General features: G+C 71.6%; 16 protein-coding genes, 2 tRNA genes and 1 pseudogene. 15 read left to right on the forward strand and 4 right to left on the reverse strand.

Annotated features, from left to right (window positions below):
• The 4 genes and pseudogenes from D7W82_RS27375 to D7W82_RS27390 all read left to right on the forward strand — a co-directional run.
• Window positions 1-234, forward strand: a pseudogene (locus tag D7W82_RS27375) (polymer-forming cytoskeletal protein); the annotation flags it as partial.
• A gap of 97 nt (window positions 235-331) precedes the next feature.
• The gene (locus D7W82_RS27380) at window positions 332-1,621 is read left to right on the forward strand and encodes a ParB N-terminal domain-containing protein (RefSeq protein ID WP_120621163.1); all 1,290 of its coding nucleotides are present in this window, start codon (window positions 332-334) and stop codon (window positions 1,619-1,621) included.
• Between the two features lie 3 nt (window positions 1,622-1,624).
• Window positions 1,625-2,200, forward strand: a complete 576-nt coding sequence (gene pyrE, locus D7W82_RS27385; protein ID WP_120565583.1) for an orotate phosphoribosyltransferase — start codon at window positions 1,625-1,627, stop codon at window positions 2,198-2,200.
• Window positions 2,197-2,826 carry a hypothetical protein gene (locus D7W82_RS27390; RefSeq protein WP_120621164.1) on the forward strand — a complete coding sequence of 210 codons (630 nt, stop codon included), beginning with the start codon at window positions 2,197-2,199 and terminating at the stop codon, window positions 2,824-2,826. Before pyrE ends, D7W82_RS27390 begins: the two co-directional genes overlap by 4 nt.
• Before the next feature lie 20 nt (window positions 2,827-2,846).
• Here D7W82_RS27390 and D7W82_RS27395 read toward each other — a convergent pair whose 3' ends face one another.
• The 3 genes from D7W82_RS27395 to nadB are packed head-to-tail and all read right to left on the reverse strand — an operon-like array spanning window position 2,847 to window position 5,806.
• Window positions 2,847-3,449 (reverse strand): TIGR00730 family Rossman fold protein, encoded by a 603-nt coding sequence (locus D7W82_RS27395; RefSeq protein WP_120621165.1) that lies wholly within the window; start codon window positions 3,447-3,449, stop codon window positions 2,847-2,849.
• Window positions 3,450-3,451: 2 nt separating this feature from the next.
• The gene (locus D7W82_RS27400) at window positions 3,452-4,213 is read right to left on the reverse strand and encodes a rhomboid family intramembrane serine protease (RefSeq protein ID WP_199727839.1); all 762 of its coding nucleotides are present in this window, start codon (window positions 4,211-4,213) and stop codon (window positions 3,452-3,454) included.
• A gap of 6 nt (window positions 4,214-4,219) precedes the next feature.
• A complete protein-coding gene (gene nadB, locus D7W82_RS27405) occupies window positions 4,220-5,806 on the reverse strand; it encodes an L-aspartate oxidase (RefSeq protein ID WP_120621166.1) in 1,587 nt (528 codons plus the stop codon).
• 88 nt (window positions 5,807-5,894) lie between these two features.
• Here nadB and D7W82_RS27410 point away from each other — a divergent pair, with 88 nt between their 5' ends.
• The 11 genes from D7W82_RS27410 (at window position 5,895) to D7W82_RS27460 (ending at window position 19,767) form a co-directional block, all read left to right on the forward strand.
• Window positions 5,895-6,584, forward strand: coding sequence for a transglycosylase SLT domain-containing protein (locus tag D7W82_RS27410; RefSeq protein WP_120621167.1), 690 nt, complete (start codon window positions 5,895-5,897; stop codon window positions 6,582-6,584).
• Window positions 6,541-8,274 carry a tetratricopeptide repeat protein gene (locus D7W82_RS27415; protein WP_120621168.1) on the forward strand — a complete coding sequence of 578 codons (1,734 nt, stop codon included), beginning with the start codon at window positions 6,541-6,543 and terminating at the stop codon, window positions 8,272-8,274. The genes D7W82_RS27410 and D7W82_RS27415 overlap by 44 nt, the downstream gene beginning before the upstream one ends.
• Window positions 8,275-8,285: 11 nt before the next feature.
• A complete protein-coding gene (gene pgsA / locus D7W82_RS27420; protein ID WP_120621169.1) occupies window positions 8,286-8,975 on the forward strand; it encodes a CDP-diacylglycerol--glycerol-3-phosphate 3-phosphatidyltransferase in 690 nt (229 codons plus the stop codon).
• An 85-nt stretch (window positions 8,976-9,060) separates the two neighbouring features.
• A tRNA-Gly gene (locus D7W82_RS27425) sits at window positions 9,061-9,135 on the forward strand.
• Between the two features lie 30 nt (window positions 9,136-9,165).
• A tRNA-Gly gene (locus D7W82_RS27430) sits at window positions 9,166-9,240 on the forward strand.
• Window positions 9,241-9,396: 156 nt separating this feature from the next.
• A complete protein-coding gene (locus tag D7W82_RS27435; protein ID WP_120621170.1) occupies window positions 9,397-10,176 on the forward strand; it encodes an ABC transporter permease in 780 nt (259 codons plus the stop codon).
• Entirely contained in the window at window positions 10,173-11,483 is a 1,311-nt protein-coding gene (locus tag D7W82_RS27440) for an ABC transporter ATP-binding protein (RefSeq protein WP_120621171.1), read from the forward strand. Before D7W82_RS27435 ends, D7W82_RS27440 begins: the two co-directional genes overlap by 4 nt.
• 50 nt (window positions 11,484-11,533) lie before the next feature.
• Window positions 11,534-12,331 carry a glycosyltransferase family 2 protein gene (locus D7W82_RS27445; RefSeq protein ID WP_233587963.1) on the forward strand — a complete coding sequence of 266 codons (798 nt, stop codon included), beginning with the start codon at window positions 11,534-11,536 and terminating at the stop codon, window positions 12,329-12,331.
• Window positions 12,328-13,749, forward strand: a complete 1,422-nt coding sequence (locus D7W82_RS27450; RefSeq protein WP_147439561.1) for a glycosyltransferase family 2 protein — start codon at window positions 12,328-12,330, stop codon at window positions 13,747-13,749. The genes D7W82_RS27445 and D7W82_RS27450 overlap by 4 nt, the downstream gene beginning before the upstream one ends.
• A 70-nt stretch (window positions 13,750-13,819) precedes the next feature.
• Window positions 13,820-16,000 carry a glycosyltransferase gene (locus tag D7W82_RS27455; protein WP_147439563.1) on the forward strand — a complete coding sequence of 727 codons (2,181 nt, stop codon included), beginning with the start codon at window positions 13,820-13,822 and terminating at the stop codon, window positions 15,998-16,000.
• Between the two features lie 149 nt (window positions 16,001-16,149).
• Window positions 16,150-19,767, forward strand: coding sequence for a glycosyltransferase (locus D7W82_RS27460; RefSeq protein WP_120621175.1), 3,618 nt, complete (start codon window positions 16,150-16,152; stop codon window positions 19,765-19,767).
• 42 nt (window positions 19,768-19,809) lie between these two features.
• Here D7W82_RS27460 and D7W82_RS27465 read toward each other — a convergent pair.
• On the reverse strand, window positions 19,810-21,235 hold a 1,426-nt coding region (locus D7W82_RS27465), incomplete at its 5' end, for a DUF2142 domain-containing protein (RefSeq protein ID WP_233587964.1).

Genomic DNA, 21,235 nt, shown 5'->3' on the forward strand with positions numbered 1-21,235 from the left:
GCCCCGACGCCGCCCCCGCCTCCCGCGCGCACGCAGCCCGCGTCGGCGCCGGCCACCGTCGTGGCCCGTCCGTCGGCCAAGCCGCTGCCGCCGCCTCCGCCGCCCGCCGCGACCCGGGCTCCGGAGCCTCCGCGTCCGGCAGCCACTGAGCAGGCGAGCAGTGCCGGCGCGCCCGTTCCCCGCGTGATGGGTGCTGGCGCGAAGAAGAAGGTCGTGGTGAAGAAGTCCCGTTAGAGCCCGCCCGCCGCGCCGTCGTTTCCGGCGGCGCGGGGGTGGAACAACCGGGGGTGCCACCATGGACGCCGAGCACAGGGCCGAGGGACAGGAAGGGATGCCGGGCACACCTGGGGAGAACGCAACGCCGTCCCAGCAGGAGGGAGCGGCTGACGCGTCCGCGCCGAAGCACGGCGAGGGCGCGAGTGGAGACGTGACGCCGGAAGGTGCCCCCCAGGCCGAAGCGGGTGGGGCCCAGACCGACCTGCCCGGAGAGGGTGGGCAGGCCGCCGCGAGCGCGACCGAGGCCAGCACGGCCGCCGGAGCCACCGGTGAGCCGGAGGCGCGCACCGAGGGCGGCGAGTCGCCGAGCCGCACCGGTGAGGAGACCCCCGCCGGGGACGCCGCGACGCCGGGCGAAGCCGCTGCCCACGGTGGCGAACCGGAGGGGACAGTCGCGGCCGGGCAGGGCGAGGGCCCCCACACCCCGGCGGACGCGGAGGCCTCTGCCGGCCCCGGCCGCTACGTGGAGCTGTCCTCGGGCGAGCGCGTCCAGGACGCCTCCGGCACGGGCAGCGACGGTGGCGGCGAGGCGAAGGACGTGGTGGCGGAGCCGCCCTCCGGTCCGGTGTCGGGCGCGGACGACGCGCTGCTGAGCGCCGGCATCTGGGACGTGGCGAGCCGTGCGAGCCAGGAGGACGCGGGCTCCACGGGCTCCGGCGAAAGTTCGGAACAGGGCGCCAACGACGGCGCGGCGACTTCGGAAGGGGAGCCCCACGCGCAGGCCATCGAGCCGCGCGTGATGGGACAGGTGACGTCGATGGTGTTGCCGCTGGAGCGACTGGAGGAGGACACCACCTTCCGCCTGCGGGACGAGGGCGACGTGTCCGAGCTGGCCACGGACCTGGCGCGGCTGGGCCAGCTGTTCCCGGTGGACGTGCGCCCGCGCGGCGAGGAGCGCTACCAGCTCATCTGCGGCTTCCGGCGCGTGGCGGCGCTGCGCTTCCTCAAGCGCGACCAGGTCCAGGTGCGCGTGCACGAGGAGCTGTCCGACGAGGACGCGCTCCTGCTGTCCCTGGCGGAGGCCATCCACGCCTCGCCGGTGGAGCACGACGTGCTGGAGGCCAAGCGCGAGTCGCTGGAGTCCGAAGGCCGGCTGACGGCGCCGGTGCGCGACATGCTGGAGAAGGCGCTCGCCACCGAGGAGACGCTGGCCCCGGAGGGCGTCGAGGAAGAAATCGACGCGGACGAGCTGGCGGTGGACGTCGCGCAGCGCATGGGCGCCCTCAACCAGGACCTGTCGCTGCTCGCGGACGTGTTCGCCGCGCTGGACGAATCCCGCAAGGCGGAGCTGCTGATGCAGCTGCGCTACTCGGCGCAGCTGGTGGCGTACCTGGAGGGTCTGTAGGCCATGGCGGAAACGCTCGAACGCGACCGCGCCCGGCTCCTGGAGGTGCTCACGCAGCGCTCCTTCGAGCGCAGGCGCGTGGTGCTCTCCTCCGGCAAGGAGTCGGACTTCTACATCGACTGCAAGCGCACGGCGCTGCTCGCCGAGGGCCACTACCTCATCGGACGGCTGCTGCTGGAGGCCATCCGGCGCGACGCTCCGTCCGCGGTGGCCGCGGGTGGGCTGACGCTGGGCGCGGATCCGCTCGCGTCCGCGGTGAGCCTGACCAGCTTCCTGGAGGGCGGCGGCCAGAAGTCCCTGCACGCGTTCATCGTGCGCAAGGAGCCCAAGGGCCACGGCACCGGCCAGTGGATTGAGGGCCTGTCCGCGCTGGGCCCCGGCGCCCCGGTGGCCATCGTGGAGGACGTGGTGACGACGGGCGCGTCCACGCTCAAGGCGATTGAGCGCGCGAAGCTGGAGGGCCTGACGGTGCTGGGCGCCTTCGCGCTGGTGGACCGGCTGGAGGGCGGACGCGAGGCCGTGGAGGCCACCGGCCACCGCCTCACCACGCTGTTCACGCGCAAGGACTTCATCCCGTGAGAAGGCTGCTGGTGGCCGCGGTGCTGCTGGGCGCGCTGGGCGGCTGCTCCACCGCGCCCCCCGTCGTCGGTGAGCCCGCGCCCACGCTGGATGACCCCAAGCAGGAGTCCGCCTACCTCGCGGTGTTGAACCGGTACTCGGACCGCAAGGAGATCTACGACGGCTTCGACACGCGAGTCTTCGCCGGGGCCACGTTCCAGACGCCCGCCTTCCGCGAGGCCCGCGTCCACCGCCGCGCCATCTTCCAGACGCTGCCCGCCGCGAAGGTGGAGCAGCTCCTGGCGGAGGAACAGGCGGACGCGGCGAAGTTCCACGAGTTCTACCTGGCGGTGCACGTCAACGACTACCGCTACGACGACTTCGCCCACCGCAACAGCATCTGGCGGATCGCGCTGGTGACGCCCGCGGGTGAAATCACGCCCATGGAGATCCGCCGCCTGGGCCGGGCGGACCTCAACGTGCGCGCCTACTACCCGTACGCCAGCCTCTTCTGGGTGGGCTACCGCGTGCGCTTCCCCAAGACGTTCGCGGACGGCCAGCCCGTCATCCCCGAAGGCACCGGGCAGGTGATGCTCCGCGTCGCCTCGTCGCTGGGGAACGCGGCGCTGAAGGTCCACGCGCGCTGAACCGCGGCGAAGGACGGCCCTCAGGTCTGCTGGCCGTCCTTCAGCCACTTCGAGGTGAGCGGCATCGTGGGCCCCGCGAGCAGGCGGTCCAGCAGCGCGTCCGGCGAGGCATTCACCGCGAAGGGCACGCCCTGCGTCTCCGGGACGAAGCCCGCCTCCACCATCTGCTTCGCCATCGCGAGCAGCGGCTGGAAGAAGCCGTCCACGTCCAGCAGGCCCATGGGCTTCCTGTGCAGGCCCAGCTGCGCCCAGGTGACGATTTCGAAGAGCTCGTCCAGCGTGCCGAAGCCGCCGGGCAGGGCGACGAAGGCGTCCGAGCGCTCGGCCATCATCGCCTTGCGCGAGTGCATGGAGTCCACCCGGTGCAGCTCCGTCAGCCGCGGGTGGGCCAGCTCCTTCGCGTCCATGAAGTGGGGGAGCACGCCCACGGCCTTGCCGCCGTTGGCGATGACCGCGTCCGCCACCGCGCCCATCAACCCCACGCTGGCGCCCCCGTAGACGAGCGTCAGGCCCCGCTTCGCCAGCGCGGCGCCCATCCTGGACGCGGCCTCGCGGTACCCGGCGCGCACGCCGGAGCGCGAGCCACAGAAGACGCAGACGCTGCGCACGGGGGTTCCAGCCATCGTCAAAGGCCTCCAAGGCGCCCGGGATGGGCGGCGACCACGGCCAGCGCCGCGGCGATGAACAGCAGGACGGGGATGGCGCGCGAGTAGACCTTCGGGCCCATGCGCAGCGCCATGCCGCAGGGCAGGCCGAAGAGGAAGCCGCCCAGGTGCCCCGCCCAGCTCACCCCGGGCAGCAGGCTGATGACCGCCACCTGCACGAGCCAGAACATGTGCTCCCGGCGGCCCTGCTGGGTGAGGATGGGCAGCATCGCGCCGCCCCAGCCGAGAATCATCCCGGACGCGCCCACCGTCACGGTGTCGAAGTTGAAGAAGAGCGCGAACGCGGAGCCGCCCAGCGCGGTGACGAGCGACAGCCCCAGGAACCTCAGGCTCCCGATGCCGCGTTCCAGCGACGCGCCCAGCGAATAGACGGCGAGCATGTTGAAGAGCAGGTGCATCGCGCCGCCGTGCTCGAACACCATGCCCAGCAGGCGCCAGTACTCGCCCGCCTGGACCCACGGCCCGTAGAGCGCCAGCGGCCCCACCGGGAAGGTCCCTCGCTCCAGCACGAGCGGCCGGCTCAGCGACGGGCTGAGGAAGAACATCACCACCGCGCCCGCGATGATGGCGAAGCTGACGTAGGGCGTGGGCAGCGCGGGCCGGGGCTGCTGGGGGCCCGGGGGCGGTCCATCCCCGCCCTGTCCACGGGGCGCGGGGTCCTGCGTGTCTCCCAGCCCGGAGGGGCCGGGGAGGTCATCCAGCATGCGGCGCGGACGGGACATGGGTGCTCACAGCTCCCGGGAAAGGACGGTGTCGCGCGTGCCCTGGTGTTCGTCCGTGTGGGGATAGTCCAGGGTGTAGTGCAGGCCCCGGCTCTCCTTGCGGCGGCTGGCGCAGTCCACGATGAGGTGCGCCACCTCCGCGATGTTGCGCAGCTCGATGACGTCGCGGGTGACCTTGAAGCGCCAGTAGTAGTCGCGGATCTCCTCGCGCAAGAGCTCCAGCCGCCGCCGCGCGCGCATCAGCCGCTTGTCCGTGCGGACGATGCCCACGTAGTTCCACATCAGCCGGCGGATCTCATCCCAGTTGTGGGTGACGACCACGCTCTCGTCGGAGTCCACCGCGCTGCCGGAGTCCCAGGCCGGCGGGTCCTCCTTCGGCAGCGTCAGCGACGCCAGCTCCTCCGACGCCACCTGCACCGCGCGGTGGCCGAAGACAAGGCCCTCCAGGAGCGAGTTGGACGCGAGCCGGTTCGCGCCGTGCAGGCCCGTGCAGGACACCTCGCCGATGGCGTAGAGGCCCGGGATGTTGGTGCGCCCGTGCAGGTCCGTCACCACGCCGCCGCACTGGTAGTGGGCCGCGGGCACCACGGGGATGGGCTGCACGGCCATGTCGATGTTGAAGGCCTTGCAGGTGGCGTAGATGTTCGGGAAGCGCTCGGTGAGGTACGCGCGGCCCAGGTGCGTCATGTCCAGGTAGACGCAGTCGTTGCCCGTGCGCTTGAGCTCCGCGTCGATGGCGCGCGCCACCACGTCGCGCGGGGCCAGATCCTTCATGGGGTGGTAGCGGTCCATGAACGTCTGGCCACCCTTGAGCCGCAGCTTGCCGCCCTCGCCGCGCAGCGCTTCGCTGATGAGGAAGCTCTTGGCCTCCGGGTGGAAGAGGCACGTGGGGTGGAACTGGTAGAACTCCATGTTCGCCACGCGCGCGCCCGCGCGGTACGCCATGGCCACGCCGTCACCCGTCGCGACGTCCGGGTTGGACGTGTAGAGGTACACCTTGCCCGCGCCGCCGGTGGCCAGCACCGTCACCTTGGAGAGGAAGCGCTCGATGGAGCCGTCCTCCATCAACGCGTACGTGCCCAGGCACCGGCTGCCGGCCGGGGTGTGCGGACGCCGGTCCAGGATGAGGTCGATGGCGGCCGTGTTCTGGAAGAAGGTGATGTTGGGCTGCGCGTCGCACGCGGCCAGCAGCGCGCGCTGCACCTCGCGGCCGGTGATGTCTCCCGCGTGGATGATCCGGCGGGCGGAGTGGCCGCCCTCGCGCGTGAGGTCGAACTCGCCGCTCCGCTGGTCGAACGCCGCGCCCAGCGCCACCAGCTCCTTGAGGCGCGCGGGGCCCTCCCGCACCGTCACCTCCACTGCGTCGCGGTGGCACAGGCCCGCACCCGCGACGAGCGTGTCATCGATGTGCGAGTCGAAGGTGTCCGTGGGGGACAACACCCCGGCGATGCCCCCCTGGGCGTAGGCGGTGTTGCCTTCACCGCGCTCGCGCTTGGTGAGCACGGCGACCGTGCCGTGCCGGGCCGCCTGGAGGGCGAACGACAGTCCGGCCACGCCGCCGCCCATGACCAGAAAATCAAACCGATGGGGCATGGCCAACAGGCTTAATGGCGGTAAGTGCTGGAAACAAGGCGTTTTCTTGAGGACTTTCCGGGCGTTGTCTAAGGTTTCGCCCGCCGCCATGCGTGTCCTGACCGCCCTCGTCGTCCTGCTGACCGCCGCCCTCCCGGCCGCCGCCTCGGACGGCATCTACAGCTACGTGGAGAAGGACGGCACCATCGTCTACACGAACGTGCCGCCTGGCGGCGCGCGCAAGGCCCGCAAGCTGTCCGGGACCTTCACGCCCGCGCCGGCCAGGTCCGCGCCCGTGCGGGGCCGCTCGCGGACGCCCGCGGAGCTGGATCCGCACATCACCACCGCGGCGCTGCGCTACCGCATCCCGCCGGCGCTGGTGCGCGCCATCATGCACACGGAGAGCAACTTCAACCCGAACGCGCTCAGCCACAAGGGCGCCAGCGGGCTGATGCAGCTCATGCCGGGCACCGCGTCGGACATGTACGTGAAGGACATCTTCGACTCGAAGGAAAACATCGAGGGCGGCGTGCGCTACCTGCGCGTGCTGGCCAACATGTTCGACGGCGACATGGTGAAGATGGTCGCCGCCTACAACGCTGGACCGGACGCGGTGAAGAAGTACGGAGGCCAGGTGCCGCCGTACGCCGAGACGCAGGAATACGTGCGCAAGGTCCTCCAGCTCTACCAACACTACAAGGAGCGCGAGCGGCTCGCCCAGGCCGAGGCCAGCAGCCGTGAGCCCACACCCGAGAATGACGACGCGCACGAAGGGGACGAAGCCGCCGGGCCCCGCTGACGAGGAGTTCCTGCAGCAGCTCCAACGTGGGAGCGAGCTGCTGGGCGCCGGCAAGGTCACCGAAGCGAAGGACTTCCTGGAGCGTGCGCACCAGCTCCAGCCTCGCCACGAGAAGGCCCAGAACCTCCTGGGCCTGACGTATTTCAAGCTGGGCCTCTTCGACCGCGCCGCCGACCTGTACGAGATGCTCGTGCGGGACAACCCGGTGGACCCGACGCTGCGCGTGAACCTGGGGCTCGTCTACCTGAAGACGAACGCGCTCCAGCGCGCGGCGCGCGAGTTCGAGACCGCCACCGACCTGGCCCCGGACCACAAGAAGGCCCACAACTACCTGGGCCTGACCTTCGCCCAGATGGGCGAGTACGGCCGCGCGCGCGAGCACTTCCTGCTGTCCGGCAGCGACGCCATGGCGGAGAAGATGTCGCGCGCCATCGCCGGAGAGGTCTACAGCCGTCCTCCCGCGGCCCCCACCCCGGCCCGTCCGCGCGAGGAGGAGGAGACCGCCGCGCTGCCCGCGCCCGCGTCTTCTTCTGGCGAGAGCGACTGGGGGGCCCAGTTCGGTCTGGATGAGGCGCCGCGCAGTCCCCGCACCGCCGCCGCGCCGCCCCAGGCCGCCGCGAAGGCACCGGACGACGACCTGCTCTTCGCGGAGGACGAAGGCCCGCCCGCTCCCACGGACGACCAGGCCCCCGCCTCGCGCGCCGCGCCCCAGGTCCAGGAGGACGAGGACCCCAGCCTCGCCGCTGGCGCGAGCACCTTCGAGGAAGACGCGGAGCTCGCCGCCACCACGGACGCGGACACCTCCGGGGCCGACGTCGAGGTCGCCGACGAGCTGCCCCCCACGCCGGTGTCGGAGGAGATTGAAGTCTCCGAGGAGCCGCCCGTCCTCGCGTCCGACCTGGAGTCGGAGCCCGGCGACACCTTCGCGGAGACCTTCGCCGCGCTGGCCACGATTGAGCCGCCCCCCACGACCCGGCCCGCCGAGCCGCTTCAGCTGACCCGGTCCGCCGAGCCGCCTGCTTCGCCTGACGCCGCGACGGGCGCGAATCCTCCCGTGCTCACCGCGTGGGTGCCCTCGGTGGCGCTGCCGGGCGCGGCGCCGGGCCAGCCCTTCAGCTTGAGCGCGTCCGCCCTGGCGCTCGCGGTGGAGGGCGAGCTGCTCACGCGCCTGGAGGGGCTGATCGCCGTGCGCGGCCAGGTCACCTTCGAGCCGGAGATGAAGCGCTTCCGGGGCCGGGCCACGGACAAGCCCTTTGGCGAGGGCGACCAGGCCATGGTGCGCGCCCGGGGGCAGGGGATGCTGCATTTGGAGCCCGTGTCCGGGCGGCAGTGGGTGGCCGTGTCCCTGGACGACGAGTCCGTCTACCTGCGCGACGCGTGCGTCTTCGCCTTCGAGGAGCCCGTCGTCTTCGAGAACGGCCGCGTGCCGTCGGACCTGGCGCAGGACCTGGACCTGGTGCACCTGCGCGGGCAGGGGCGGGTGCTGCTCAGCCTGACGGGCCCGCTGCGCTCGGTGCCGGTGGCCATGGACCAGCCGGTGACGGTGCCCCTCACGCACCTGGTGGGCTGGGTGGGCAACCTCACGCCCCGCGTGGTGCCGCTCGTGGCCTCCGCTGGCGGGGAGACACTGAAGGCGGCGGTGGAGCTGGGCGGTGAAGGATTTGCCCTCATCGCACTCGGGGTCCGGTAGAACGCGCGCCCATGCCCACCGAGCGAGCCCTCAGGAAGCAGCGCAAGCGTGAGGAGCGGGCCCGCCGCCGCGCGTCCCGCCGTCCCAGCATCCTGGTGCAGGAGTTCTGGAACCTGCCCAACATGCTGACGCTGGGGCGCATCCTCCTCATCCCCGTGTTCGTCTGGCTCACCTACGACGCGGACCCCCTGCACTCGCTCCTGGCCGCGCTGGTGTTCGCGGTGGCCGCCATCACGGACGTGATTGACGGCTACCTGGCCCGCCGCTGGAACCTCATCACCGTGGTGGGCAAGTTCATGGATCCGCTGGCGGACAAGCTCATCGCCATGGCCGCCCTGGTGATGATGGTGCGCTTGGGCCGCATCGCCGCCTGGGTCGTCATCGTGCTGCTGGCCCGCGAGTTCATCGTCACCGGCCTGCGCACCATCGCCGCCAGTGAAGGCATGGTCATCGCCGCGGGGCAGGAGGGGAAGTGGAAGACGTCCCTCCAGCTGGTGGGGATCATCTCCCTGTGCGTCCACTACGTGCACCCGCTGGACGTGGGCTTCCGCGTCGTCACCGTGGACTACAACCAGGTGGGCAAGGTGCTGGTGTACCTGTCCGGTGCGTTCTCCGTGTGGAGCGCGGTCGTCTACTTCCGCGCGTTCCTCAACATGCTCGCCCGCCGGGGCAGCACGGATCCGGATGCGAAAAGTGTTTGACGTGTCCGGGAGGGCTCTGTATATCGCACCCCACCTCCGGCGCGGCACCGACCGGCGGGTGGCAAGCAACACTGCGGTACCTGATGCGGGAATAGCTCAGCGGTAGAGCATCGCCTTGCCAAGGCGAGGGTCGAGGGTTCAAATCCCTTTTCCCGCTCCAAACGAAGCACGCAGCACCGCAGTACCTGATGCGGGAATAGCTCAGCGGTAGAGCATCGCCTTGCCAAGGCGAGGGTCGAGGGTTCAAATCCCTTTTCCCGCTCCAATCAAAGGCCCTCTGGGAAACCAGGGGGCCTTTTTCTTTTCCAAACTGGCCTCGCGGAGGGGCGCGCGAGGCCTGGCGAGCAGACGGGCTTTCGCGTGGATGGCTGGAGTCCCGTGCCTGACACCTTCCGGGGGCATGAGGTATGGATGGCGCCGCATGCTTCGCAACCTCCGTGAGCTCTACCAGTACCGGGGCCTCCTGCTCAGCCTGACCCAGCGCGAGCTGAAGGCGCGGTACCGGAACTCGGTGCTCGGCTTCTTCTGGACGTTCCTCAACCCGATGCTCCAGATGGGCGTCTACTCGCTGCTGTTCACCGTCTACATGCGGCAGAACATCCCCGGGTACACGTTCTTCGTCTTCGTGGGGTTGCTCCCGTGGATCTGGTTCGCCACGTCCCTGGGGACCGGTGCCAGCGCCATCAGTGACCGGCGCGACCTGCTCACCAAGGTGCGCTTCCCCGCCCAGGTGCTGCCGGCCACGGTGGTGGTGACCAACCTGTGCAACTACGTGCTGTCCCTGCCGCTGATGGTCGCGCTGGGGCTCTTGCTGGGCTACGTGCCCACCTGGCACGTGGTGGCCTTCCCGGTGGTGCTGCTCACCCAGCTGTCCATGACGGTGGCGCTGGTCTACATCGTGTCCGCGCTCAACGTGACGTTCCGAGATTTGCAGCAGATCATCGCCAACCTGCTGACGATGTGGTTCTTCGTCACGCCGGTGTTCTACCGGGTGGACTCGCTGCCGGAGGCGGTCCGGGCGCCGGTCGTGCTGCTCAACCCCATGGGGGTGATGGTGACGTCCTACCAGGCCATCTTCTACGAACACCAGCTGCCACCGCCCGGCCCGCTCCTGATGTGGTTGGGCATCTCCCTGGCGCTGTTGTGGATCGCGGCGGGCATCTTCGAGCGCCGCCGCGAGGACTTCGCGGAGTTCATATGACCAGCGCCATCGCGTCTCCGGACGCCATCGTGCTCCGCAACGTGGTGAAGCGCTTCCGGAAGAGCACCATCCGGCGCGAGTACACCACCATCAAGTCGGAGCTCATCCGCCTCCTGCGTGGCCAGCGCGACACGGACGGCAAGTCCATGATCGAAGCGCTCCGGGGCATTGACCTGGTGGTGCCCCGCGGCAAGACGGTGGGCATCATCGGGCGCAACGGCTCCGGCAAGAGCACGCTGCTCAAGCTCATCACCGGCATCTACACGCCCACCACGGGCACCATCGACATCAACGGGCGCATCAGCGCGCTGTTGGACCTGGGCGCGGGCTTCCACCCGGACTTCTCCGGCCGGGAGAACATCCTCATCAACGGCATCATCCTGGGGATGTCGCGCGCGGAGGTGAAGGCGCGCATGGAGGAGATCATCGCCTTCAGCGAGCTGGGCGACTTCATCGACGAGCCGGTGCGCACCTACTCCAGCGGCATGTACATGCGCCTGGCGTTCTCCGTGGCCACGCACGTGGACCCGGACATCCTCATCATCGACGAAATCCTCGCCGTCGGTGACGAGCACTTCGGCAAGAAGAGCCTGGCGAAGATGACGGAGTTCAAGCGGGCCGGGAAGACCATCGTCATCGTCACCCACGACCTGGGGACGCTGGAGCGCTGGTGCGACCTGGGCGCGTGGATCGACGCCGGGCGCATCCGCGAGTTCGGTCCGCCCGCGGACGTCATCCGCAGCTACCGCCGCGCGGTGGCGCTGGCGGAGGAGCGCGGCATGTCCATGGAGTCCCCCGCGCTGGCGTCGGACGGCGGCGCGCTGCCGTCGCTGGCGTCGCCCCAGGGCGAGTCGTCCCCGCTCACCGTGGACGCGGTGCTGCTGCGGGGCCGGGATGGCGGAGCGGTGGAGTGCGTGGACACCGAGGACGGCCTGGAGCTGAGCGTGGCGTACACCGCGCGCACGCCCGCGCCGGAGCTGGGCCTGGGGCTGGAGCTCACCCGGGCGGACGGGGTGCTGATGCACGCCACGGACACGTTCGCGGAGGACGTGCCCTTCTGCGCGGCGGCGGCCGGCAGCGGGACGGTGCGCTTCGTGGTGGACCGGCTGGGCCTCACCGCGGGGCGCTACGCGTTCACGGTGGTGGTGCGCGACCGGGCGGGGCAGGTGCGGGAGAAGCGTGAGGAGGCCTGCACCTTCGAGGTGCGCTCCAGCGTGCAGGACGGAGGCGTGACGCGGCCTCCGCACCGGTGGATCGTGGAGGGCGCCGCGGCTCGCGTGGCGCCAGTGCGAGACGTCGGGTCGTGAGCGGCCCTGCTTCGGCGAACGGGGGGGGGCCGGGCATCTGGCTGGGCATCGTGCTTTACCGGAACCCGGAGCGGGAGCTGGAGCGGCTGTGGGAGTCGCTCCGGTGGAACCGCGAGGCTCCGGGTGCGCCCGCGTTCCGGGTCGTCTGGCTGGACAACTCGCCGGACGACACGCTGCGCGCGCGGGTGGCGCGACTGGACGCGGACGCGGACTACCGGCACGCCGGGAGGAACCTGGGCTTCGGGGCCGCGCACAACCGGATGATGGCGGAGGCCTTCGGTTCGGGCGGGGCGCGGTACTACGTCTGCGTGAACCCGGACGGGCTGCTGCATCCGGACTGCGTGCGGGAGCTGGCGCGGGAGGCGGATCAGCGCGCGGACACGGGGCTGGTGGAGGCCCGGCTGTTCCCGGACGAGCACCCCAAGCCGTACCATCCGTCGACGGGTGAGACGCCCTGGTGCAGCGGCTGCGTGCTGCTGGTGACGAAGAAGCTGCACGCGCGGGTGGGTGGCTTCGACGAGCGCTTCTTCATGTACTGCGAGGACGTGGACCTGTCGTGGCGAGCGAGGGCGTCCGGGTTGTCCATCCGGGTGGCGCCCGCCGCGCTGGTGCACCACTACACCGTCACCCGGGAGGAGAGCCCGGTGCGCGAGCGGATGGTCCGCCGCAGCGCGGCCCTGCTCGGGGCGAAGTACGGGGACGCGGCCTTCATGAATGCCCGCCTGCGGGAGTACGCACAGCTGGGCGGCGAGCCGTTCCAGACGCCCGACATCCTCAAGCCCGGGCGGAAGCTCGCGGGCATCGCGGACTTCAGCCACCACCTGGAGTTCGCGCGGAGGCGCTGGTGAACGCTCCATCCGAAGTGGCGCCCCCGTCCGCTGCGTCCGAGCGGTGGATGGCGCTGGTGCTGTCGCGTGCGCGCGCGGGCGCGGTGGTGAGTTTGGTGGGCGCGTCGCCCTCGCTGGCGGAGGCCCTGCGGGCCCGGGGTTGCTCCGTGCGGGAGCTGCCAGGGCCGGAGTGGAAGCGGGGCAAGGGACCCGCGCCGACGCTGGTGGTGCTGGAGGGCGACGCGGTCGAGCGGGTGCTGGAGGACGGGCTGGAGGCGCTGCGGCGCGAGGCGCCGGGGGCGGAACTGGTGTTCGGCCTGCGCAACGCGGGCTCGGCGCGGGCGCTGATGGGCGCGCTGACGGGGGAGGCGCCGGTGCGCGCGGGGCTCTCCGAGCAGCGGATGCTGCGGCGGCTGGCCGAGGCGGGCTACCGCGTGGCGCACCGTGAGGTGGTGCCGTGCGCGTCTGGAGGCACGGCGCTGGCGGAGGACACCGCGCAGGCGCTGCGGGCGGTGCTGGCCCAGCTGTCGCCGTCCACGCAGGTGGAGGAGGGGCTCTACGTCGCGGTACCGGACGGGCCCGTACGCGCACCGGTTGCGGGGTTGCTCAGCGTCGTCGTCACGGTGGAGCCGGGGACGCGGGACGCGGCGCTCGACGAGGCCCTCTTCGCGCTGGCGTGTCAGGAGCAGCAGCCGCTGGAGCTGCTGCTCGCGGCGCCCGAGGGCGTGGACCTGTCCGCCGCGGAGGCGGCGCTGGAGCGCTACGGCAGGCTGGGATCGTTCCAGGCGCGCACCGTGCGAGCGCCCGCGGGAGCCCTGTACGCGGAGGCCGTGCGCGAGGCCCGGGGACAGTACCTGGCGTTCGTGGATGCGCGGTGCGTGGTGTACCCGCGTCACTATGTGGAGTTGGTGCGCGCGCTCCAGACGGGCCGCGAGGCCTGGGCGTTGGCGCGGGCGTTCCGCACCGAGTGGGCGTCCGGTGAGGGGACCCCGCCCTACGTGCGCGCGAAGGTGCCGTTCCCGCTGGGCGACCGGTTGGAGGTGGAGCACCTGGTGGTCCATCCGGAGCTCGTCCACGCGATGGTCATCGACCGTCATCGCATCGGGCCCTTCCCGGTGGTGATGGAGACGGGACTCGAGGAGCTGCCCGCGAGGCTGGGGGCGCTGTTTCCGCCGGTGTTCGTGGCCGGCATCGCCTCGTGCGAGGTGCGCGGGCCGCGCGAGTCGCCGGCCGTCGCCGTGGCTCCGGGGACGTGGCTGGTGCGCCCCCTGGAGGCCTGGGTGGACGCCGTGGCGCGGATCCGCGACGAGACGCTCCAGGCCCGGGAGTTCCGCCACCGGGTGGTGGACGCACTGAACGCCCGCGTGCACGGCATCCCCTGGGTCCACGGCACGCTCAAGGCCCTGGCGAACCGGATCAAATCCGGCGGCGGACGCTGAGACGATGGGCGCCGCCGACAGTGACGGCCCTCGTGGCCCTCAAGAGACGCCAGGCGTCGAGGACCTGACGTTGAGCCCGCCCGACCGGAAGCCAGCTTCCGCCGCGCGGACAGTGCCGCGCGATGCCTTCGTCGAGGTGCTGGGCTTCGACGTGCCACGGTCGCACCGTGCGCGCTGGGGCCCGGTCATCACCGCCGCCAAGCGCTGGGGGACGCGAGGGCTTTCGCCCTTGCAGCGGTGGGTGCTGGACCGCCAGCTGCGCTTCGACCTGCGTCTGCGGGCGTTGATCCGGCAGCCGGAGCGGACGCTGCCGGAGCGGGCCCGCGAGGAGCTCTCGCGCCTCGCGGATCCTCGGCCCGTGGGCGCGGTGGGGCGCTGGCTTCCCTCCGTGCCGGGGCTGGAGGCGCAGCGGGCCTGGAACCTCGCGGTCGTGGTCCTGCTCTCCGGCGCCGGGTGGCCGCTTCGCACCGAGGGCGCCGCCGAGGCGCTGGACGCGCTGGAGGCCCGCTGCGACGTGCTGTCGCATGAGGCCGGCGCGGTGGGGCTGCCCCTGTGGCGCGAGCTGTGGCGCCGGCAGGTCGCCTTCAATCACGCGACCGTCCGCCTGCTGCGGCACATGCTGGGCGCGGCCCGTCCCGCCGTGCTCTTCCCTTCGCCGGAGACGTACACGCGCGAAGCCCTTGCTCAGGAGGCCCGCGAGGTCCGTGACGCAACCGCCGCGCTGGCCCGGCTGGAGCGTCAGCCGCGGATCAGTTTGATCACTCCCGCCTGGGAGACGCCGGTGGACGTCCTCCGCGCATGCATCGCGTCCGTGCGCGCACAGGTCTACCCTCACTGGGAGCTGTGCATCGTGGACGACGGGTCGCGCTCGGCGTCAGTCGCGGACGCGCTGCGAGAGGCCGCGGCCGGCGACGCGCGGATCCGCTTCGCGCGGCTGGAGTCGAACCAGGGCATCGCTCGCGCGACCAACGCCGCCCTGGCCCTGGCCACCGGGGAGTACGTGGGCTTCCTCGACCACGACGACCTGCTGGCGCCGCACGCGTTGGCCGAGGTCGTGCTGCGGCTGGATGAAACGCCGGGCACGGACGTCGTCTACTCGGACGAGGACAAGGTGGACGCGCGGGGGCTGCGCTTCGCGCCCTACCTGAAGCCCGCGCTGTCCCCGGAGCTGCTGCGCGCGGTGAACTACGTGTGCCACTTCCTCGTGGTGCGTGCCTCGCTGCTGCGTGAGGTGGGCGGCATCCGCCCGGGCTTCGAAGGCGCGCAGGACCACGACCTGCTCCTGCGTCTGATGGAGCGCACGCGGCGCTTCGAGCACATCCCCCGCGTGCTCTACCACTGGCGGACGCTGCCCGGCTCCACGGCCACGGACGCCAGCGCGAAGCCCGCGGCATCCGAAGCGGGCCGCAGGGCCGTGGCGGAGCACCTGGCGCGCATGGGGGAGGGCGGCTCGGCGGAGACCGTCGCGCCAGGGCTCTACCGGATCCGCCACCCGCTCGTGGGCCGACCGCGGGTCTCCGTGCTGCTGTCGGAAGCGCCCACCGAGGCCGAGCTCGCGGCGCTCCTCGCCTTCACGGACGACCTGGACGTGGAGGTCCGCGTCCCTGTTTCGTCTCCAGGCGCTTCGTCCACCGGCAGCGCCATCCACGTCCAGGTGGACGCGGCCGCGACCCCGGGCACCGTGGCGAACCAGCTGCTGCGCGAGGCCCGGGGCGACCTCATCCTCGCCCTGGAGGCAGGCACGCTCCCGACCGGACCTGGGTGGCTGAGGGAGCTCGCGTCGCAGGCCATGCGCCCTGGCGTCGGCGTGGTGGGCGCGCGCATCGTCTCTCCCGCGGGGCAGGTGCTGGAGGCCGGGCTGCGCTTCGACGCGGAGGGCCGGGTGCTGCGCCCCTTCGCGGGGCTGTTCGATCCCACGCTCGGCGCGTTCGGTGGCTCGCATTGGCCTCGCGACGTGCGCGCCGTCTCCAGCGCCTGCGCGATGATCCGCCGCGAGGTCCTGGAGTCGCTCGGAGGTTGGGACGCGGCCTTCACGTCCGACGAAGCGCGGGGCGTGGAGCTGTGCCTGCGCGCGGGCGGAGCCGGGCTGCGCGTCCTCTACGCACCCCACGCGCGACTCATGCGCACCCGTTCGCGGGAGGGAGCACTCGCTGCGACCCACGACGCCACGAGGCTGCGTGAAGCGTGGGTCCGCGCGGGACGGACCGATGCCTCTGGCCATCCGCGCCTCGACTTCGTCCAGACACCGTAGAAAAGAACAGCGAACGCGCCTCCTCCCACGAGGAGCGGGCGGCCTGCCAGCCTTGACGCTCCCCGGAGGGGGATGACATGGAGGACATCCGCCAAGGAGGGGGGCGTGCCTTGCCTGCCGCGAGGGTCTGCCTTCCGGACGTCACGAACATGCATTCACAGCTCAATCCCCTGGAACACCCCCTCTGCCTCACGCAGCCCCTGAGGCTGCTGGCCTCCTCCGCCTGGGTGGAGCACGTCCCGTTCGCGATGTTCCTGGTGGACCTGCTGCGTCCCGCGACGCTGGTGGAGCTGGGCACGCACACCGGAGTGTCCTACTCCGCGTTCTGTCAGGCGGTGGACGCGCTGAAGCTGGACACGCGCTGCCACGCGGTGGACACCTGGAAGGGCGACCCGCAGGCGGGCTTCTACGGGCCGGAGGTGCTCGCGGACCTGCGCGCGCACCATGACCCGCGCTACAGCCGGTTCTCCCAGCTGCACCCGATGACCTTCGACGAGGCCCTGGGCCAGTTCGCGGACGGCTCCGTCGACCTGCTCCACATCGATGGCTGCCACGAGTACGAGCAGGTGAAGGCGGACTTCGAGCGCTGGCGCCCCAAGATGAGCGCGCGCGGCGTCATCCTCTTCCACGACACCCAGGTGCGCGAGCGCAACTTCGGCGTCTGGCGGCTGTGGGAGGAGATCCAGGGCCAATTTCCCTCCTTCGAGTTCGAGCACGGCTTCGGTCTGGGCGTGCTCGCCGTGGGCCCGGAGCAGCCGGAAGGGATGGTGGCCCTGACGAGCACCCGCGACGCGGATCGCGAACACCTGCGGCAGGCCTTCGCCACGCTGGGCGGGCGCCTGACGCTCCTGCTGCACCAGCAGCACCTGCGCGACGCCTACGGACAGAAGGAACAGCAGGCCGCGGAGCACGCGCGCCAGGCGCAGCAGCTCCAGGCGGAGCTGGACGCCGCCCGTGAAGCGGCGCGCGACACCGCGAGCACCCTGCGCGAGACCGAAGGCCGGCTCGCGCGGCTGGGCCTGGCCCAGCGGATGCTCCAGGACGAGCTGGGCCGCAAGAACGCCCGCATCCACGAACTGGATGCGCACGTGTCGCGCCAGGGCTCGGAGCTGGCGCACATCAACGGCAGCCTCGCCTGGAAGGCCATCAACCGCTACTGGGCCATGCGCGAGCGCGTGCTGCCCCCCGGCACGAAGCGCGGCCACTTCTACCAGCAGAGCAAGGGCACGCTGCACAAGGTGGGCGCGAAGCTGATCCGGCTGCCCGCGAAGCAGCGCGCGCTCCAGGCGCTGCGCGCCGCCAAGGCCGCCCTCACGCCGGCCAACCCCGTCGCCCCCTCCTCGGCGCTCGTGGCCCCGGCCCCGAGCGCGCCGCCCGCGCCCCCGTCTCCGTGGACCGTGCCGCTGACGCCGGTCTCCCAGTCCAGCATGGGACAGCGCATCCTGATCATCGCGGAGCTGTCGCTGCCCCAGTGCAAGCGCTACCGCGTGGATCAGAAGGTCGCCATGTTCCACCGGCTCGGGTACGACGTCACCGTCGTGAACTGGCACGACCACGCGGAGTGCAAGGCCGCGCTCCAGTTCCACGGACTGGTCATCTACTACCGCGTGCCCGCCTACCCGGCCGTGGAGGAGCTGCTGGCGGAGACCCGGCGCCTGGGCCTGCCGCACTTCTTCGACGTCGACGACCTCATCTTCGACGTGGAGGAGTACGAGCGGAACTCCAACGTGCTGCGGCTGCCCGCCGCCGAGCGCGAGCTGCTGATCAACGGCGTGCGGCAATACCGCAGGGCGCTCAGCCTGAGCGCGAACGCCATCGCCAGCACGCCCACCCTCGCGCGGGAGATGGCCAAGGCCAACTCCGGCAAGGTCTACATCGTCGAGAACTGCCTGGACGACGTCATCCTGGAGGTGGCGAAGGAGATGGAGGCGCGCCCGCCCGCGGTGGATCCGGACTGGGTCACCATCGGCTACGGCAGCGGAACGCGCACGCACGACGCCGACTTCACCATCGCCGCCGACGCCATCCTCGCGGTGATGGAGCGCCATGCGAACGTGCGCCTGGCCATCCACGGCTACCTGGAGCTGCCGGAGGGCTTCAAGCGCTTCTCCGACCGCATCTTCCGCATCCCCTTCCTGGACGCGGAGGACTACCTGCGCGCGCTCGCGTCCTGGCAGATCTCCATCGCGCCGCTGGAGCCGACGGTCTTCAACGAAGCCAAGAGCAACATCAAGTTCATCGAGGCGTCCGTCTTCCGCGTGCCCGCGGTGTGCTCCAGCACCGGGCCGTTCCGGGAGATCCTTGAGCACGGCCGCAACGGCTTCCTCGCCACCACCCGTGAGGAGTGGGAGTCCGCGCTGTCCGCGCTGGTGCAGGACGCGTCGCTGCGCAAGCGCATGGGCGAGGAAGCCCACCGCAGCGTGATGGCGCGCTACCACCCCGCGGTGGTGGCCACGGAGCGGCTCCAGCCCATCCTCCAGCACCTGCCGCCCGCGCCGCCGCCGCGCCTCAAGGTGCTGGCGGTCAACGTCCTCTTCGCGCCCCTGAGCTTCGGTGGGGCCACCATCGTCGCGGAGCAGGTGTCGGACCGGCTGAAGGCGGAGGGCTGCGACGTCACCGTGTTCACCGGCATCGTCGGCTCGACGCTGCCCGACTACTCGGTGGTGCGCTACGAGGCGATGGGCCTGCCCGTCATCGCCACCAAGGTGCCGTCCCTCACCGACCGCGCCCAGGAGTACCAGAACCCGCGCATGGGGGAGACCTTCACCCAGGTGCTCAAGACGGTGCGCCCGGACGTGGTGCACTTCCACTCCATCCAGCTCTTGAGCGCCACGCTCGCCACGGCGTGCGCCGCGGAGGGCATCCCGTACACCATCACCCTCCATGATGCGTGGTGGCTGTGCGAGCGGCAGTTCATGGTCCGCGAGGACAACTCGTACTGCGACCAGAAGGCCATCGACCTGCGCGTGTGCTCCAAGTGCATGCCGGACTCGCGCTACACCTTCAAGCGCACGTTCGCCCTGCGCAAGGTGCTGGACGGCGCGGCCCTGCTGATGACGCCCAGCGAGTTCCAGCGCCAGCTCTACATCGCCAACGGCATCGCGCCGGAGCGCATCGCCGTGAACAAGAACGGCGTGCTGATGCCCGGCCGCGAGCGCGCCCCGCGCCCCGCGAACGCCCCGGTGCGCTTCGCCTACCTGGGTGGCCGCGCGGTGCACAAGGGGTACTTCTGGCTCAAGGACATCCTGGAGTCGGTGCCGGAGTCCAACTGGGTCCTGAAGATGACCGACATCCAGCTGCGCCTGGGGCCCGCCGCCATCGACGCGAAGGAATGGAAGGTGAAGGGGCAGGTGGAGGTGGTGCCTCCGTATGATCAGGACGGCCTGGACGCCTTCTTCGACGGCGTGGACGTGCTGCTGATGCCCTCGCAGTGGAAGGAGAGCTTCGGGTTGGCGGTGCGCGAGGCCCTGGCCCGGAACGTGTGGGTGGTCACCACGGCGTCGGGCGGCGTCAGCGAGGACATCGTGGATGGCGTCAACGGCAACGTCCTGGCCATTGGCGACGCCGACGGCTACAGCCGCGTGCTGCGCGACCTGATGGCCCACCCGGAGCGCCTGGCGCGGTACCAGAACCCCCACCGCGCCGCCGTGCGCGACTACGTGACCCAGGCCCGCGAGCTCCACGGGCTCCTGGCCGGCCTGGTGACGCCGCCCGCCGCGCGCGGCACGCCCCTCGCGACCGCCAGCGCCGCGGCCACCCACCGCTGAGCCGCGGGGGAGGCTGGGAGTGACGAAGCCCCGGCCCGGCGCCTACGCCGGGCCGTAGTAGCGCTGGTACACCGTGGTGAGCGTCACCGCCGCGGTGAGCAGGAGGAAGCCGGCGATGAGCACCGGCTTGAAGCGCGTCAGCCCGCTCGGCACCCAGGCGGGCGGGGCCAGCGCCACCACCAGCAGCGGCGCGTAGGGCAGCAGGTAGCGGCCCTGCACCCCGTCCACGTGGTTCGCGCCCGGCGCCGTCCACGCCAGGTACAGCATGGCCTGGATGGCCAGCACGCCCGCCACCGCCACCCCCAGCGCCACCGCGCGCTCGCGCCAGCCCACCTTCGGCGCGGCCTTGTCGGCGTCCAGCGCCATCACCCCGAAGAGCAGCGCGGCCAGGGCGAAGAGGGCGGCGCGGGGCACCGGCGTGTCCAGCCAGCCCAGCACGCCGCCGCCCTGGTGCAGGAAGTCCGGCAGCTTCTTCCAGAAGTCACTCACCAGCACGCCCAGCACCTGGAAGGGGTGCGCGCGCACGTGGGCCACCTGCGCCACCACCTCGCTGGGCCGGAAGATGTCCCGCACCGTGGAGGACCACGCGAACTGGAGCAGCGCGGGCACGGCGACGATGGCGGCCAGGGCCAGGGCGTAGCGGACGCGAGTCCCCAGCCGGGCGAGCGGCAGCAGCAGGAACACCAGCGACAGCGGCAGGTAGGCCTGCTTGCACAGCGCCACGAACACCGCGCTCGCCAGCAGCAGGCCCAGCTGCTTCGCGCCCAGGGGCCCCGGGTGCGCGAACGTGAAGTGCAGCGACAGCGCCACCAGCAGCAGGCACGCCGACATCGTGATGGGGTCCGCGGACACGGACGCGCGCTGGAAGAGCACCATGGGCGTGAGCGCCAGCAGCGCGAAGGCCCACCGCTGGAAGGGCATCAGGCGCAGCGCCACCGCGGTGAGCACCAGCGCCACCAGCATGTTGGCCAGCCGGCCCGCCCACAGCACCACCACCGGGGGCGCCTCCATCATCCGCGCGGGCGCCATGCCCAGCGACTGCGGGAAGTAGACCAGCGGGAAGTAGATGGAGGACGCGGCGAAGCCCCACTCCTGGGTGTCCTGGGGGGCCAGCGCCGCGTGCATCGCTTCGCGCAGGCGCTCCCGGTCCTGGCGCGCCCCGGGATTGCCGCCCACGCCCGCGGACACGTCCTGCGCCACCCGCACGATGCTGCGCGGGAGCTGCCCGCCCGCGTCACCTCCGGGAATCCGCGTGGCCGTCAGCTGCCCCTGGGAGACCTGGTACGCGCGGTAGAAGTGCGCCGGCTCGTCCGCCACCTGGAACGGGGGCGTGAGGAAGCTCAGCACCGCGCCCAGCACGGCGGCCACGATGAGGAAGGCCACGACGGGCGCGATGAAGAACGGACGCAGCGGGGACGGGGACGGGGACGGGGGCGAAGACGGAAGCATGGAGGACGGGGGGGGCCCG

The sequence above is a fragment of the Corallococcus sp. CA049B genome, assembly GCF_003611685.1.
In the GTDB taxonomy this organism is placed as follows: domain Bacteria; phylum Myxococcota; class Myxococcia; order Myxococcales; family Myxococcaceae; genus Corallococcus; species Corallococcus coralloides.

What these genes read in the sequence shown, in the direction of transcription:
- D7W82_RS27440 (WP_120621171.1), top strand. Translation starts at nt 10,173, where the DNA reads ATGACCAGCGCCATCGCGTCTCCGGACGCCATCGTGCTCCGCAACGTG.
- D7W82_RS27400 (WP_199727839.1), bottom strand. Translation starts at nt 4,213, where the DNA reads ATGTCCCGTCCGCGCCGCATGCTGGATGACCTCCCCGGCCCCTCCGGG.
- pgsA (WP_120621169.1), top strand. Translation starts at nt 8,286, where the DNA reads ATGCCCACCGAGCGAGCCCTCAGGAAGCAGCGCAAGCGTGAGGAGCGG.
- D7W82_RS27435 (WP_120621170.1), top strand. Translation starts at nt 9,397, where the DNA reads ATGCTTCGCAACCTCCGTGAGCTCTACCAGTACCGGGGCCTCCTGCTC.
- nadB (WP_120621166.1), bottom strand. Translation starts at nt 5,806, where the DNA reads ATGCCCCATCGGTTTGATTTTCTGGTCATGGGCGGCGGCGTGGCCGGA.
- D7W82_RS27380 (WP_120621163.1), top strand. Translation starts at nt 332, where the DNA reads ATGCCGGGCACACCTGGGGAGAACGCAACGCCGTCCCAGCAGGAGGGA.
- D7W82_RS27395 (WP_120621165.1), bottom strand. Translation starts at nt 3,449, where the DNA reads ATGGCTGGAACCCCCGTGCGCAGCGTCTGCGTCTTCTGTGGCTCGCGC.
- D7W82_RS27415 (WP_120621168.1), top strand. Translation starts at nt 6,541, where the DNA reads ATGACGACGCGCACGAAGGGGACGAAGCCGCCGGGCCCCGCTGACGAG.
- D7W82_RS27410 (WP_120621167.1), top strand. Translation starts at nt 5,895, where the DNA reads ATGCGTGTCCTGACCGCCCTCGTCGTCCTGCTGACCGCCGCCCTCCCG.
- D7W82_RS27460 (WP_120621175.1), top strand. Translation starts at nt 16,150, where the DNA reads ATGCATTCACAGCTCAATCCCCTGGAACACCCCCTCTGCCTCACGCAG.
- pyrE (WP_120565583.1), top strand. Translation starts at nt 1,625, where the DNA reads ATGGCGGAAACGCTCGAACGCGACCGCGCCCGGCTCCTGGAGGTGCTC.